This is a genomic window from Streptomyces sparsogenes subsp. cuspidosporus (assembly GCF_039532705.1).
Lineage (GTDB): Bacteria > Actinomycetota > Actinomycetes > Streptomycetales > Streptomycetaceae > Streptomyces > Streptomyces sparsogenes.
Genome location: NZ_BAAASD010000001.1, coordinates 232,116 through 245,978 on the forward strand (window position 1 = coordinate 232,116; position 13,863 = coordinate 245,978).

Below are 13,863 nucleotides of genomic sequence, written 5' to 3' on the forward strand. Positions count from 1 at the left end.
TCTCTCCTTCAGCCGTTCCACGGACGTTTTTCTCGTCTGCCCGGTACACAGCGGCCCTAACGTGAGCCGGCGGTGCGCAGACCGAAAGAACCAGTTCCGCCCGGCATCGAGGGTGAGGTCGGCGGCCGGGCTCGGGGCCGGGGCCCCGAGCCCGGCGAGGGAAGCCCCGCGCCGGGGCGCGTTCAGGACTCGACGATGCGGCGCACGTTGCCGACCGATCCGCAGCCGGCCTTGAGCTGACGCTCGCGCTCTTCCCGGAACGCCACTCCCAACTTCTCACGCCGCTCCATCCCCACGTTCTCGCGGGCACCGTTGAGGATGGTGCGCTCCTCCTCATCGGCGTGGTGGGTGACGGCCTCCACCAGGTCCTCCAGCTTGGCGTCCCACTCCTCGGAACCGACCTCCTCCACCTCCAGGAGGTCCAGGAGGGCCCTGTTGCCCTCGTCATGCTCGTGCTCGCCGTGTTCGACCTCTTCGTCGTCGATGTTCTTGTACCTCTTCAGCGCCGGATAGACCTTCGCCTCCTCGGCCAGCGCGTGTGCGATCAGCAGGTCCGCGAACTCCCGGAGCGCGGCGACCCGGTCGGCTTCCACGCTGCGCATCAGGCGGAACAGTTCCTCCATGCGTCGGTGGTCCTGGAGGATGAGCTCGACGACGTCCTGGGTCTCGGCCATGGCAGGGCACCACTTTCGTGCGAAACGGTTTGGGCACCATCGCCTACCCCCACCACCCGCATTGATGGCCCCCGCGCTGCGCAGCCATGGTCAGCGGTTGTCGGCGGTGGCGAAGTCGGGCAGTTCGGTGGACAGCAGGTGGTTGGCGGCGCCGTCGAGGAGCTGGGCCGTCTCCGTGGAGCGGGGAAGCATGGTCTTCTCGTAGGCGTGGACGGCTTGGTCGACGGTGTCATGGTGTGCGAGGGCGAGGGCGAGTTCGCAGGCGTCCAGCATGGCGAGGTTGACGCCGACGCCCAGCGGGGGCATGAGGTGGGCTGCGTCGCCGAGCAGGGTCACCGTGGGGTTGTGCTCCCAGGTGTGGGGGACGGGCAGGGCGAAGATCGGGCGGTCCACGTAGAGGCCGTCGTTGTCGGTGATCAGCCGGCGCAGGCGGGGTGACCAGTCGCGGTAGCGCTCCAGGAGGTGGGCGCGGATGCCGCTGGTGTCCTGGATGGTGAGGCCGCTGGCGGTGATCCAGTCGACCGGGACGCGCTGGATGATGTAGACGCGGATGTGTTCGCCGCTGTTGCGCTGGGCGAACAAGCCGCGGTCGCCGTCGGCTGCGGCGGCGCTGCCCTGGCCGACGAGCTCGGCGATGTCGGGGTGCCGGGTCGCGACATCGTGGAACCAGGCTTCCAGGAAGCTCACACCGCTGTACTGGGGCGTGGCCTGGGAGACGGCGCGGCGGACCTTGGACCACGCGCCGTCGGCGCCGATGACGAGGTCGCATTCGACGGTGGTGCCGTTGGCGAAGTGCAGCTGCCGAGGGCCTTCCGCGGGGCCGCTGATGGTCCGCAGGGTGTGGTCCCAGCGCACGGTGCCGGGCCGAAGCGAGTCGAGCAGGAGGTCGCACAGCTGGCCGCGGTCGATTTCCGGTTTGAACCGCTCGTCCTGCTCGGGGACGTGGTGGACGAGCATCGTGCCGGCCGGGTCCATTTGACGCATCTCCTGGCCCTCGGGGCGGGCGAGTCGGAAGAACTCCTCCAGGAGGCCGGCTTCGCGCAGGGCGATCTGGCCGTTGTCGGCGTGCAGGTCGAGGGTGCCGCCCTGGTTACGGGCGTCGGGGCCGGCGTCGCCGTCGTAAACGGCGGCGGTGATGCCGTGCCGCTGGAGGATCCGGGCACAGGTCAGGCCGCCGGGGCCGGCGCCGATGATGGCGATGCGGGGTGCGGGAGGGGTGTTCACGGTGTGCTCCGTTCGTTTGTGTAGCAGTGGCGTGACCGCTGTGACCGCTGGACCGCTGTGACCGCCGTGACCGCTGAGTCGGCGGGATGGCGGGGTCTCGTCGAGAAGAAGGGAGGCCGGGGCAGTGCCTCGCGGCGGCCGCTCCAGAAAAACACACCAACTCAATAAGTGCAACAACTCAACTTTTGAAGTTGGTCAATCAGAGAGGTAGGGTGTCGGTATGCGCAGCACGACGAGCGACACCGCGGCAGATTCCCCTTCTGCGCCGATGGGGCGCCGCGAGCGCAAGAAGGCCGCCACCCGCCAGGCCATCGCCGACGCCGCACTGCACCTGTTCCTGGAGCGCGGATACGACGCGGTCGGCATTCGCGAGATCGCGGACGCCGCCGACGTGTCCACCACCACGCTGTTCAAGCACTTCCCGGTCAAGGAAGCCCTCGTCTTCGACGAGGACGCCGAGCAGGAGACCCGGCTGCTCGCCGCCGTCCGCGAGCGGCCCCAGGGTCAGTCCATCCCCGCCGCGCTCCGCGAACACGCCCTGACCGCACGGCTGGCCTCCGCCGACGTCGACGCCCGCTTCACCGCCTTCACCAACCTGGTGGCCGACACGCCCGCGCTGCGCGACTACGCTCAGAAGATGTGGCTGCGCCACACCACCGCACTCGCCCAGGCCATCGCCGAGGAGAGCGGCCTCGCCGCAGGCGACCCCGCCTGCACCGCCCTGGCCCACTTCGCCCTCGAAGCCCCCCGCGCGGCCTACGGCCACGACAACCCCCGTCAGGCCATCGTCCGGGCCTTCGACCTCCTGGAACACGGCTGGAGCGCACTCGCCCAGACGGAAGCGTGAGCAAGCGCACTGCTGAAGCGCACGAGGGCCTTGAGGGCCGGGCTCAGGGCGCCGAATTCACGGGGCGCGTTCTTCAGGGCGTGGGTGCGGTGAGATACCGCTGGACCGTGGGTCCGAGCCAGTCCACGATCTCCTCGGGGGTGAGCGCCACGCTCGCCGGGAACCGCAGCACGTAGCGCGTCAGCGCGAGCCCCAGCACGGTAGAGGAGCACAGTGCCGCCCGCATGGGCGCCTGCTCCGGCTCGGGGCCCACCCGGCGGGCCAGCGGGATCAACTGCTCGCGCAGCACGCTCTGCATGCGATCGGCGGCGGCCGGGTCGGTGGCGCCGACCCGCATCAGCGCGGTGAGCTCCTCGTTCTCCTCCCACAGGGTGAGGAAGTGGCCCACCAGCGTACGGCCGATCGCCTCGCGCGGTTCGACGGGCAGGCTGGGCAGCCCGGGGTCGATCGAGACGGCCGCCGCGAACAGGTCCGCCTTGCTGCCGTAGTAGCGCATCACCATCGAGGGGTCGATCTTCGCGTCGCGCGCGATGGCCCGGATGGTCGCCTTCTCGTAGCCGTCCGCCGCGAACCGCTCGCGGGCCGCGGCGAGGATCGTGGCGCGGGTCGCGTCGGAACGCCGTGCGGCCTGCTGGTTCTCCGTGGTACCGGTCATGCCAACGAGTGTAGGCCAACGCGTGTTGACAGTCGACGGGCGCGGCTCTACGTTTGCCAACAAGCGTTGACCAACAAGCGTTGGCCTCTTGGCGAGGCCGCAGTCGTCGGACGCCGGCATCAGCGATGCGTCGTGATGGCCGGCCGGCGTCGCCGGATCCGGTACGGCGGTGGCCGGCCGCGGTGCCGTGGGCCCAACCGACAGCGAGAGGAAGTACCGAAGATGGCCAAGCTGCAGAGCCTGGACCCGAATACGCCGATGTTCGCGCAGTTCAAGGAGGAGACCGGGCCCATCGTCCTGGCCAACACCTTCGTCGTCCCGCGGGAGAAGACCGAAGCGTTCCTGGCCCTCTTCCGGAGGCAGGCGGAGTTCATGAAGGCTCAGCCGGGATTCGTCTCCCTGCGGATGCACAAGGGAACGGCGGCCAGTCAACTTCTGATGAACGTCGCGGTCTGGGAGTCGACCGAGGCTCTCGCCGCGGCGTTCGGCAGCCCGGAGTTCCAGCGCATGGCTGCCGAGTTCCCCGACGACGTCGTGTCGTACCCGCACATCTTCGAGCAGATCGACGTATGACACAGCGGCTGTAGCCGGGGGAGGGCAGCCGGAGAAGCCCCGCCCTCCTCCGTCACGCATCCATGCGCCATGCCGGGTCGCAGGGCCGCCGATCACCGGGCAGCGCCGCCTGACCAGACCCCATACAACTCACCACGCTCACCAAGCTCACGAAGACCCGCAAGGAGAAGAACAATGTCGCTGAAGAAGATCAACACCGTCCTGGCCGCCGCCTTCATCCTCTTCATCCTCTGGTTCGGGTCGGAGTTCATCCTGAGCCCGGCGACGACGGCGCCGGGCTTCGGCCTGCCGAGCTCGCCGTCCGGCGACGGCGGAGGCTTCCTGATCATCAAGGGAATTCGCGACGTCGTCCTGGCCCTGGTCCTGGGCATCCTGCTGGTGACCGGTCACCGCCGGGCGCTGGGCTGGGCGTTGCTGGTGGAGGCCCTCGCCGCGTACGGCGACATGACCACCGTGCTGGCCCACCACGGCTCCGTGGCCACCGCCCTCGGCGTCCACGGCCTGACCGCGACGCTGATGGTGGTCAACGGCCTGCTGATGATGCGCGAGACCCGCACGGTCGCGGCCGCGCCGGCGATGCCCGCCCCGCAGCCCGCCTGATCCATCGGCCCGAGGTGGCCCGGGCGGACCGCTACGGGCGACGCCGGCCGCTGCTCGCCGGGGCTCGGCCTGGTGGTGGGCAACGCGGGGGCCCCGGCGCCCCGGCACCGCTGTCCTGGGGCGATCTCGCGCGCCGAGGATGTTTCTCCGGCCGACCGCCGCGGTGACTTCGTAGGCCGCGGGGTCGGCAGCGGTGGCTCGGGAGTCGCCCCCTCGTCGTCCGGGTCCGGGCCGGAGCGCTTCGCACGCGGTCAGCTCTTCGGACGCCGGGTGAGCCCACCACGGCGTGAAGAGCTCAATCGATTCACCACAGGGTGATGGCGGCGGGGCCGACGAGTGGGAGTTGAGCGATCAGCGGGGCCGCTACGGGCGGGCGGGGGAGGTCAGGCGGGCGGTGATGGCGCTGAGTACGAGCAGGCCGAGTCCCGCTCCGGCGGTGAAGGCCGCGACGGTGGTCGCGGAGGCGGCGAATCCGGCGAGGACCGCGACCGGCGTGAGACGGGCGGTGAGGGCCCAGCCGGCTTGACGGCGGGCGGTGAAGTGTCGGGCGAGCACGAGGAACGCGGCGCACAGCGCGAGGTAGCCGACCGTGCCGGCCAACATGTGGACAGTGCCGTGTGCGCTCAGCGAGGCGACCCGGTCTTCGGGGGTGCCGGCGGGGAATCCGGCTCCCGGGTCGGCGTGGAAGATCCCGGCGAGCAGGAACGAGGCGCCGAACACACCGAGCAGGCGGGGCGCCCAGGTGCCGCCGGGCGTATCGCGCAGAGCCCGGCGTATCGCGACCGCTCCGCCGAGGACGAGCGCTCCGGTGAGGAGGAAGACGGCGACCTGGATCCAGCCGAGGTCACCGAGGCTGAGCTGGCTGAGGGCGTTGCGGGTGAAGTCGAATCCGTCCCGGGACAGGCCCTGCGCGAGGCCCGCCGTGAGGAAGAGCGGTCCCGCGGCGATGCCGGCGGCCGGCAGGAGCCGCGGCGCGGGACGGGCGGGGGCGGCGGTGAGGGCGGCCGGGGGGTGGGGCGTCTGGGCCATGCGGAGGTCTCTCCTGGTCATCAGGGCGGGGGAGGTCGGGTGGGGTCAGCGCGGCTGGGGGGTGTAGTGGGCTTCGACGACGCCGTTGTCGAAGGCGCGTGTGGCCTGGAGGTGCATGGGGATCTGTTCGCCGTCGGCGAGGGTGCGGCCGGTGCCGGCGATGACGGGGGCGATCTGCAGGTAGAGGTCGTCCAGCAGGCCGTTTCTCATGAGCCATTGGACGAGGGTGATGCTGCCGCCGACGTTGACGTTGCCGCCGGACTGCCGCTTGAGGGCCTGGATCTGGCCGGCGATGTCGTCCCCCGTGATCAGGCGGCTGCCCTGCCACTGGCCGACCTCGGTGAGGCTGGAGGAGACGACGTACTTCGGTGCGGCGTTCAGCCAGTCGGCGGTGGGCACCTGCTCGCTGGTGATGTGCGGGAAGAACGAGCTCCATATCTGGTAGGTGCCGCGGCCCAGCAGGGCGGTGTCGGCATCGTCGAACAGCCGTGTCACCGCTTCGGCGGCCTCGCCGGTGTTGTAGGACATGCCCCACTTCTCCGGTGCCTCCACCACGCCGTCCATGGAGACGAACAGCCCTGCCACGATCCTGCGGTGTGCGGTCATGCGATCACTCCTCGAAAGTTCCCTGTGAACTGCTCACAGTCGATCTAGAAGTGAGCTTGTCTTTTGCAAGTGAACTTTGTCAACCGCATCTCGGGTTAGGATTTGCACCATGGCGACTCGGGAGTACGGACAGTTCTGCGGCCTGGCCCGCGCGATGGAGATGGTCGGCGAACGCTGGGCCGTCCTCATCATCCGCAACCTGCTCAATGGCCCCCAGCGGTACACGGACCTGCGCAGGGGCCTGCCCGCCATCCCGACCAACATCCTGTCGACCCGGCTCAAGCAACTCGAAGAGGCAGGACTGGCCACCCGTCGCGCGCTGCCGCACCCCGAACGCGCGGTCGTCTATGAACTCACCGACTACGGGCGGGATCTCGAACCGGCGCTCATCGCGCTGGGCCGTTGGGGAGCCCGGACGATGGCGGAGCCCCGCCCTGGCGAAGCCATCACCGCTGAATCAGTGGCCATGTCGTTCCGCACCACCTACCGGCACGAACAGGCCCAGGACCTCACCGCCGGATTCGAGGTCCGCATGGGCGAGTTCACCATCCACCTGCAGATCACCCACGGCGCACTGACCGTCGGCCTCGGTGCGCACCCTGCGCCCGACCTCGTCATCGAGCGCCTTTCCGGCCACCCGGTCCGCGATCTGATGAGCGGCAGTAGGACCCCCGACGAAGTAGTCGCTGAAGGCAGCGTGCGCATCGAGGGCGATCCCGCGCTTCTCGGCCGATTCGCCGAGATGTTCCGCTTCTGACCTGCACCTCCGCCGGCTCCGGAAGAAGGCACGCGTGACCTGGTCCGCACGCACCGTAGAGCGCGACGGCGTGCGCCTGTCGGCATGGGCTCCCGGAGGCGTCGCGAAACCCGCCCACCCGACCCGGCGGCGCGCTCGCCCCGCGAGCGCTGTCGCCTGCCGCGCCGCCCGTCCCTCGTGGCCACCGTGGGGCGTCACGGCCCACCGAGACGGTGGTGCGCACGTTGCCGATCTTCGGTGGGCCGTTCCGGTGGGAGGACCTGGACTGGCTGCGGTCAAGGTCCTCAGGCGACGGCCGGGCGGGTCCTTGAGCGGAAGAGGATGGACGGCCGGTCACCGGGTAGCCGAGAACCCAGCCAGTGGCTCAGAAGAAGCAGAGCACGACGATGGAAGGAGCGTCATGGCTGGAGTTGTCGAACGCATCAAGCAGTTCGCGAGGAGCCCGCAGGGCCGGCGAACAATCGAACAGGTGCGACGGACCGCCGCCGATCCGCGCCGCCGCGCTCAGGCACAAAAACTGGTCCGGAAGCTGCGCGGTCGCCGATAAGCCCCATGCGGGCGGCGGGAACAGGACCGTGAGCGCGTGATCGGGGCACGGTTGTCGCCAAGGACCACTACCGACCGAGCTGCGCCCAGGAGACCCCGCGGTACACCAGGTCCGGATCCTCCAGCGTCGGTGGAGCGGCGGATCCCGTTCCTCACCTGAAAAGAGGGGAGTGGCATCCGCTGCTCCATCCCGGACAACGCCGACGCCGGTGGTTCCTTGAGCCGAGGTCAGCCGGACAGGGCGTCTTCAATGAGCGACACCGTCGCGCGGGGATCCGGAACCTGGACCACGAGGCGGGCGTATCGCTCGTCGGCCAGTTGGATGACCACCGCCTTGGCCGGGTCGCGGACGTCCCAGAAGATCCGTTCGCCGTCGATGTGAAACGTGCCGGCGGTGATGACGCCCGGGACATGGGTGCCAGGGGATCGGAGCCCCTTGGGCTCCTTGAGGATGCCGGGGTCGGCCGTGGCGCCGCGCACGTGGGCCAGCGGGATGGTCAGGCGACTCTTGAGTGCCCAGAGTTTGTCCAGCCCCTCGATCTCCACGATCAGGTTGTCGTCGTCGGTGCTGATGTGTGCCATGGTGTTTCCTTCGCTGTGAGAGTGTCAGGGACGGCCGAGGAGCCGTGCCAGGGCGGCGCCGGCTCGGGCGGTGCCTGCGTCCGTCGTGCCGGACCTGCTCCGTGCGCGCAGCCCGATGAGCAGTGCGGTGGCCGCTACGGGAGTCGCGGCGGCGTCACCCTCACCGTTGCCGGCCGCGGGGTCCGCGGCGCCTACGGCCCTGTCCAGCGCGGTGAACGCCTCGCCGACCAGGCGGGCCACCTCGGCGTCGACCGGTGCCCGTTCAACCGCGGCCAGCAGGACCAGGTCGAGTGCTGGCCCGGTGACCGCGTCGGCCAGGATTTCGTGCGTCTCTTCCGCGTGGCCGCCCGCCGCGGCGACACGCTCCGCCAGGCCCGCCACCTCGTGATCCAGGGACCACGTGAGCGCGGCCAGGTAGAGCCCGCGTTTGCTGCCGAACGTCTTGTACAGGCTGTTGCGGTGCACACCGAGGTGTGACACCAGGTCGTCGACGGATGTGCCGTCGTAGCTCCGGACTGCGAAGAGTTTCGCCGCCGACCGGACCACTTCAGCCTCATCGAATCCTCTCGGTCGTCCCATGGAGGGACCGTACACAGTTTAGGAACAACCAGTCAAGAACGTTCGTTCCTTAACCCTGCCCGGCCCCGGCGCCGGTCCCGGTGTCGCCCACGCCCTGAAGGGGCACGCCGCTGCCCGTATAGTCGCCCCCGGTACCGCTCACCTCGACCCGGCCGCATGGAGCCCGCTCATCGACGACTTTCATCACCCCTTGGCCCTCGGCCCGGAGCTCGGCCACTCCTGCCGATCCGCCACACCGCATGACATCGACGCACTGGGTTTCGAGGGAGGAGCGCGCGCGTGACACCGCCGTACGTCCATCACTACGGTGCGGCTGACGGGCCCCCAGTGCTCGCACTGCATGGAATCAAGGGGCACGGCGCTCGCTGGCGGCGCATCGCCGAGACGTCCTTGCACGACTTCTCGGTCATCGCGCCGGACCTGCGCGGGCACGGACGCTCCGACCACGCCCCGCCCTGGAACGCCGAAGCCCACGTGGCGGACTTGCTCTCCGTGCTGGACGCCCGCGACCTGGACCGTGTGGATCTGCTCGCGCATTCGTACGGCGGGCTGATCGCGCTGTGCCTGGCCCACGCGGCCCCCGAGCGGGTCGGCCGCATCGTCCTGCTCGATCCCTCGGTCGGTCTGCCCGCCCGGCAGATGCACGACCAGGCCCGCCGGGCGCTGAGTCCCGGCTTCTTCACCGGCCCGGAACAAGCACGCGCGGAGCGGGGGTCGGCCTGGCCGGCCGCCTCCGCCGCGGCCCTGGAAGAGGAGGTCGCCGAGCATCTCGTACAACGCGGCGACGGACGGTGGCAGTGGCGCTTCGAGCCCGCGGCCGTCGTCACGGCGTGCTCCGAGATGGCGGGACCGGCCCTCACTCCGCCGGCCACCGTGCCCACGCTCCTGGTGATCGCCCGGCGATCCGGCTTCGTGTCTCCGGAGTACGTCCGGGCGTGCCGGGCGACGCTGGGCGAGCGCCTCGCCGTGGCAGAGCTGGATGCGGGCCACATGCTGTATCTCGAACGCCCTGAGGAGACGGGCGAGCGGATCCGCCGTTTTCTGCGCGGCCGCGCAGGCCATGGTGAGGCATAGCCGATTCATGGGCGGCCACCCTGGAAAGCCGCGCCACCGCCCGGTGCCTGCCCCGCCGCTTCGCGCGGGGAGGTTTCGATGGTGTCCTGGAAGGTAGTGCCGAGAACTCCGGGCGCGGCCAGGCGTCCGTAAGGCCGCACGGGGGGGGAACGGCCTCATGGACCGGCAGGTATGTTACAGCCGTAACAGTGCCGTCGTGTACCACGGACCACCCTCGGCGGGAAGACCAGCACCCGCCTCCAACGACGCCGCGCGAGCCCAAGGAGTTTTCGTCCCCACGCTCTGCCCCGCCCCCGCCCCGCCGGGCAGGGCAGAGCGGAGCGGGGGCAAGCTCGCCCCGCGTCGTTCAGCGCAGTGTGCGGAAGAACGCGCGGATGTCCGCGACCAGCAGGTCGGGGGCCTGGAGGGAGGCGAAATGGCCTCCGCTGTCGAACTCCGACCAGTGGGTGATGTGGTTCGCCAGTGATGCCAGGCCCCGGATCGCTCGGTCGCCGAGGAACTTGGCCACCCCGGTCGGGACGCCTGAGGGGGCAGGGCGTCCCCAGCCGTCGGCGCCGATCTCGCGGTAGAGCCGTGCGGCCGAGCCGGCGGTGGATGTGAGCCAGAGGGTGGTGACGTTGGTGAGGACGGCGTCCCGGTCGGCAAGCGGCTGCCGGGTCCGTGTCGGATCATGGTCAACGAACCATTCCAGGTTCCAGGCCAGTTGCCCGGTCGGCGAGTCGTTGAGCGCGTATGCCACCGTCTGCGGTCGTGTCGCCATCTGGGTGGCGTAGCCGGAGTGGCCGTACCACCATCTCTGGTTCTCCAGCGCCTGCTCGCGTTCGGCGTCCGAGAGTAGGGCCAGTTCCTGGGGGTCGGCGGGTGTTGATGCGTTGACCAGCGCGTTGACGTGGACGCCGATGACATGGTCCGGGGCGATGCGTCCGAGCTCCGGGGAGACGATGGAGCCGAAGTCCCCGCCCTGGGCTCCGTAGCGGTCGTAGCCGAGACGTCGCATCAGTTCGGCCCAGGCACGGGCGATGCGCTTGGTCCCCCAGCCCTTGTCTGTGGTGGGCCCGGAGAACCCGAACCCCGGGATGGACGGGGCGACGACGTGGAACGCGTCGGACGGGTCGCCGCCGTAGGAACGTGGGTCCGTGAGCGGGCCGATGATGTCCAGGAAGTCATTGACTGTGCTGGGCCAGCCGTGGGTGATGATCAAGGGCGTGGCGCCCGGTTCGGGGGATCGCACGTGCAGGAAGTGCACGTTCTGCCCGTCGATGGTGGTGGTGAACTGCGGCACCTCGTTGAGCCGGGCTTCATGGGCCCGCCAGTCGTACTCATCGACCCAATAGCCGACGAGAGCCCTGAGGTAGGGGAGAGCGACACCGTATTCCCAGCCCACGTCGGGAAGCTCGTCCGGCCAGCGGGTCCGGCGCAGCCGTTCTCGCAGGTCATCGATGTCCGCCTGCTGGATGTCGACGCTGAACGGGTTGATTTCCACGATGAGCCCCACGGTGATCGCTTATGTGTGGAGGCGTGTGCCTCACCGGATCACGCTAGAAGCCGTTGAGGTCACCCAGTGTCCGCGTGGGACCTCGCGTGGCCCCTCACGTCCGGGGCTCTGGGGTGCTCTGGCGATCGCGACGCCCCGACCAATTGCTCCCCAGCGTCGGCGCAAGGGCGGTCAGGCCTGACAGAGGCAGCTGGCCGAGCGCTTCAGGTCGATGTGGCGCCGACGCGAGAGCCGGGAGAACACCATGGCGACGGCGGAGAAGGCACCGAGGTCACCACCGTGCCGCATGCTGATCCTCCAGGTCTCCGGCCCCGGCCACGGGGCCACGCGCTTGCGGGGATCGGCGGTGTTCCCGCCGGGCTCTCCGACAGCCCGGCTCAGGACCCGCCGCGCTCGCGCGGAGTCTTCTGACCCGCCTCGCTCGCCACCGGCAGTCGGTTCTCGGACGGTGGCAGCGGGCAGGTGGCCATCACCTGACGGGTGGGGCCCGGTTCAGACGGTTTCGATGTGTGCCGCTGGGTCGGCCGAGAGCGCTGCCACGGTCTCGCGCGGGTCCAGAACGTCGGCCGCGAAGTGGACTCCGGGCGGTATGCCTCCCACGAGGAGCGCTCGTGTCGCGGCCGCCGCCATGAAGCCGCTGAGTTCGTAGGAGTCGTCGGCGCGCAGTGTCAGCGAGTGTGCGGGCGGGCCGTCCGTGGACCCGGACCACAGCTGGAAGTGCTGTCCGTACCAGGAGCCGTGGTGTCGTACGTCCTGGGCCGCGGCGGCCACCAGGCTTGCCGGGTCGGTACTGCCGAGGGCCCAGGCAGTGGCCAGTTCCTCGGGCAGCCGGTGGCCCCCGAAGACGGTGTACCAGTTGACTTCGCCGATGGCGAGTGTGCGGGCCAGCCGCCCCGCCTCGGTGGAGAGGAAGGGGAAGGCGTTGACCGGTTGAGGGAAGGCCGCGAGACAGAGGCCGCGGCGGGGTTCGAGCGCCCGCGGGCGGACGCCGCCATCGCGCCAGGCGGCCGCAGGGGTGCCGTGTTCGGGGCCGTGACCGAGCAGGACGTCACCCGCGGCGGCGGGGGTGAGGGCCGAGACGCCGCCCAGGTAGGCGTCGAGGCGGAGGAGGGGACCGGCGTCCTTGGCCAAGTGGCGCGGCAGCAACCCGGAGAGACCCGGCAGTGCCCCGGCTGACAGGACGGCCGTCCGGCCGGCCGCGAGCCAGTCGTGCCCACCGCAGTCGGTGTGCAGGCGGATGGCGGCCGGATCGTCGCCCGCGGCGTCCACGTAGTCGGTGCCGCGGCGCAGTGCGGCGCGGGCGACCTTGTCCAGGACGCGGTAGGACGGGCCCGCGCAATTGACGACGAGTCCGCACCGGGCCGCGAAGCGGTCCAGGGAACCGGGATCGTCGAGATCGGCGGCCATCGCCTCGGCGGGTGGACCCGCGGGGTCGAGGGCTCGGACCAGGCCGGCGGCGCGCGCGGGATCCCGCCCCGCCACCAGCAGGGGGCCCACGCCCGCTTGGTGCAGGCGGCGTACCGCGGCGCTGCCGACGGCTCCGTAGCCACCGAGCACGCCGATCGTCGTGGTGCTGTTCACAGCGCGGTTCCTTCGCTTGTCGCCGGCTACGTCGTCGCCGGATACGAATGAAAATGATAATGATTACCGACAAGGCCTGGTGGTGAATGCCGGGTATTCATCGAGGAGGACGAGATGTACGACGTGCTTGTGGTGGGCGGGGGCCCGGCCGGGCTGAACGCGGCTCTGGTGTCGGGTCGCCAGCGTCGGCGGGTGTTGCTGGTGGACAGCGGAAGGCCGCGCAACGCCCCTGCCGCCGAGATGCACATGTTCCTCAGCCGCGACGGGTTCTCTCCCGCGGAACTGCGCAGGCTCGGGCGGGAGGAGCTGTCGGCCTACCCAGGCGTCGAACTGGTGGAGGACACCGTCGTCTCCGTGGCCCCGACCGCCGACGGCTTCGAGGCGACGCTCGCCCGAGGTGTGACACACCGGGCCCGCAAGGTGATCCTGGCGACCGGTCAGGTCGACCTCGTGGACGAGATCGAGGGTCTGGCCGAACGCTTTGGGCGGGGGGTCTTCCACTGCCCGTTCTGCCATGGCTGGGAGACGCGCGGCAAGGCACTCGCCGTCCTCGGCCGGGAACTGCCGCAGGTCATGCTGGCGCTGTACGTCCGGGACCGGTTCAGCGAGGACGTGGTGGTCTGCACGGACGGCCACCCCGTCCCCGAGCCGGCCGCCGGCAGGCTCGCCGCCGCCGGCATCGAGGTCCGCGAGACGCCCCTGGTCCGGATCGAGGGGGAGGAGGACGCGCTGCGGCTGGTCTTCGCCGACGGCGAGGCGCTGGAGCGCCAGGCGGTGTACCACCGGGCGCCCACCCGTCAGCACTCCACCCTCGCCGAGCAACTCGGTTGCACACTGCTGGCCGACGGCTGTGTGCGGGTCGACGAGTTCCAGCGGACCTCCGTCGCCGGGGTGTACGCGGCCGGGGACACCGCCCGTATGGAGGCGTTGCCCGACGCGGTGACCTTCGTGATCGCCGGGGCGGCCGACGGCGCTCGCGCCGCCGTGTGGATCGACCAGGAGCTGTTCCGGGAGGACGCCGGGCTCGGCGGCTGAGGGCGC

General features: G+C 70.4%; 16 protein-coding genes and 1 pseudogene. 6 read left to right on the plus strand and 11 right to left on the minus strand.

The genetic code is table 11. The annotated features are described in order from the left end of the window. Positions 1 to 182 precede the first annotated feature (182 nt). Together ABFY07_RS00775 and ABFY07_RS00780 are read right to left on the minus strand one after the other, a co-directional pair. Positions 183 to 674, minus strand: a complete 492-nt coding sequence (locus tag ABFY07_RS00775; RefSeq protein ID WP_346172519.1) for a hemerythrin domain-containing protein — start codon at positions 672 to 674, stop codon at positions 183 to 185. A gap of 90 nt (positions 675 to 764) precedes the next feature. Continuing rightward, the gene (locus tag ABFY07_RS00780) at positions 765 to 1,898 is read right to left on the minus strand and encodes an FAD-dependent oxidoreductase (RefSeq protein WP_346172520.1); all 1,134 of its coding nucleotides are present in this window, start codon (positions 1,896 to 1,898) and stop codon (positions 765 to 767) included. Positions 1,899 to 2,118: 220 nt separating this feature from the next. On the opposite strand from ABFY07_RS00780, the gene ABFY07_RS00785 reads away from it, so the two are divergent. Continuing rightward, positions 2,119 to 2,745, plus strand: coding sequence for a TetR/AcrR family transcriptional regulator (locus tag ABFY07_RS00785; RefSeq protein ID WP_346172521.1), 627 nt, complete (start codon positions 2,119 to 2,121; stop codon positions 2,743 to 2,745). A 73-nt stretch (positions 2,746 to 2,818) separates the two neighbouring features. Here ABFY07_RS00785 and ABFY07_RS00790 read toward each other — a convergent pair whose 3' ends face one another. Continuing rightward, positions 2,819 to 3,400: a TetR/AcrR family transcriptional regulator gene (locus ABFY07_RS00790; RefSeq protein WP_076971665.1), complete on the minus strand. Its 582-nt coding sequence runs from the start codon at positions 3,398 to 3,400 to the stop codon at positions 2,819 to 2,821. Positions 3,401 to 3,622: 222 nt separating this feature from the next. On the opposite strand from ABFY07_RS00790, the gene ABFY07_RS00795 reads away from it, so the two are divergent. Further along, positions 3,623 to 3,973 (plus strand): antibiotic biosynthesis monooxygenase family protein, encoded by a 351-nt coding sequence (locus ABFY07_RS00795; protein WP_346172522.1) that lies wholly within the window; start codon positions 3,623 to 3,625, stop codon positions 3,971 to 3,973. 174 nt (positions 3,974 to 4,147) lie between these two features. Further along, on the plus strand, positions 4,148 to 4,573 hold the full coding sequence (locus ABFY07_RS00800; protein ID WP_346172523.1) for a DUF4267 domain-containing protein: 426 nt from the start codon (positions 4,148 to 4,150) through the stop codon (positions 4,571 to 4,573). A gap of 363 nt (positions 4,574 to 4,936) precedes the next feature. On the opposite strand, the gene ABFY07_RS00805 is transcribed toward ABFY07_RS00800, so the two are convergent. Next, on the minus strand, positions 4,937 to 5,602 hold the full coding sequence (locus ABFY07_RS00805) for a DUF998 domain-containing protein (protein ID WP_346172524.1): 666 nt from the start codon (positions 5,600 to 5,602) through the stop codon (positions 4,937 to 4,939). Between the two features lie 45 nt (positions 5,603 to 5,647). Then, positions 5,648 to 6,208: a dihydrofolate reductase family protein gene (locus ABFY07_RS00810; RefSeq protein WP_346172525.1), complete on the minus strand. Its 561-nt coding sequence runs from the start codon at positions 6,206 to 6,208 to the stop codon at positions 5,648 to 5,650. Between the two features lie 109 nt (positions 6,209 to 6,317). Here ABFY07_RS00810 and ABFY07_RS00815 point away from each other — a divergent pair, with 109 nt between their 5' ends. Beyond that, positions 6,318 to 6,965: a winged helix-turn-helix transcriptional regulator gene (locus tag ABFY07_RS00815; RefSeq protein WP_346172526.1), complete on the plus strand. Its 648-nt coding sequence runs from the start codon at positions 6,318 to 6,320 to the stop codon at positions 6,963 to 6,965. Between the two features lie 774 nt (positions 6,966 to 7,739). Here ABFY07_RS00815 and ABFY07_RS00820 read toward each other — a convergent pair. Next, positions 7,740 to 8,093, minus strand: coding sequence for a hypothetical protein (locus ABFY07_RS00820; protein WP_346172527.1), 354 nt, complete (start codon positions 8,091 to 8,093; stop codon positions 7,740 to 7,742). Positions 8,094 to 8,117: 24 nt separating this feature from the next. Then, positions 8,118 to 8,672: a TetR/AcrR family transcriptional regulator gene (locus tag ABFY07_RS00825; protein WP_346172528.1), complete on the minus strand. Its 555-nt coding sequence runs from the start codon at positions 8,670 to 8,672 to the stop codon at positions 8,118 to 8,120. 327 nt (positions 8,673 to 8,999) lie between these two features. On the opposite strand from ABFY07_RS00825, the gene ABFY07_RS00835 reads away from it, so the two are divergent. Then, positions 9,000 to 9,746 (plus strand): alpha/beta fold hydrolase, encoded by a 747-nt coding sequence (locus ABFY07_RS00835; RefSeq protein ID WP_346172529.1) that lies wholly within the window; start codon positions 9,000 to 9,002, stop codon positions 9,744 to 9,746. Positions 9,747 to 10,092: 346 nt separating this feature from the next. Here the strand turns inward: ABFY07_RS00835 and ABFY07_RS00840 are convergent, their stop codons facing one another. From ABFY07_RS00840 to ABFY07_RS00850, 4 genes and pseudogenes are all read right to left on the minus strand, one after another. Then, positions 10,093 to 11,247 (minus strand): epoxide hydrolase family protein, encoded by a 1,155-nt coding sequence (locus tag ABFY07_RS00840; protein WP_428836837.1) that lies wholly within the window; start codon positions 11,245 to 11,247, stop codon positions 10,093 to 10,095. 165 nt (positions 11,248 to 11,412) lie between these two features. Continuing rightward, positions 11,413 to 11,529 (minus strand): putative leader peptide, encoded by a 117-nt coding sequence (locus ABFY07_RS00845; RefSeq protein ID WP_346172531.1) that lies wholly within the window; start codon positions 11,527 to 11,529, stop codon positions 11,413 to 11,415. A gap of 89 nt (positions 11,530 to 11,618) precedes the next feature. Next, positions 11,619 to 11,711 (minus strand): annotated as a pseudogene (locus ABFY07_RS43010) (DUF1684 domain-containing protein); the annotation flags it as partial. 22 nt (positions 11,712 to 11,733) lie between these two features. Further along, on the minus strand, positions 11,734 to 12,822 hold the full coding sequence (locus tag ABFY07_RS00850; RefSeq protein WP_346172532.1) for a saccharopine dehydrogenase NADP-binding domain-containing protein: 1,089 nt from the start codon (positions 12,820 to 12,822) through the stop codon (positions 11,734 to 11,736). 114 nt (positions 12,823 to 12,936) lie between these two features. On the opposite strand from ABFY07_RS00850, the gene ABFY07_RS00855 reads away from it, so the two are divergent. Beyond that, a complete protein-coding gene (locus ABFY07_RS00855; RefSeq protein WP_346172533.1) occupies positions 12,937 to 13,857 on the plus strand; it encodes an NAD(P)/FAD-dependent oxidoreductase in 921 nt (306 codons plus the stop codon). Positions 13,858 to 13,863: the final 6 nt, after the last annotated feature.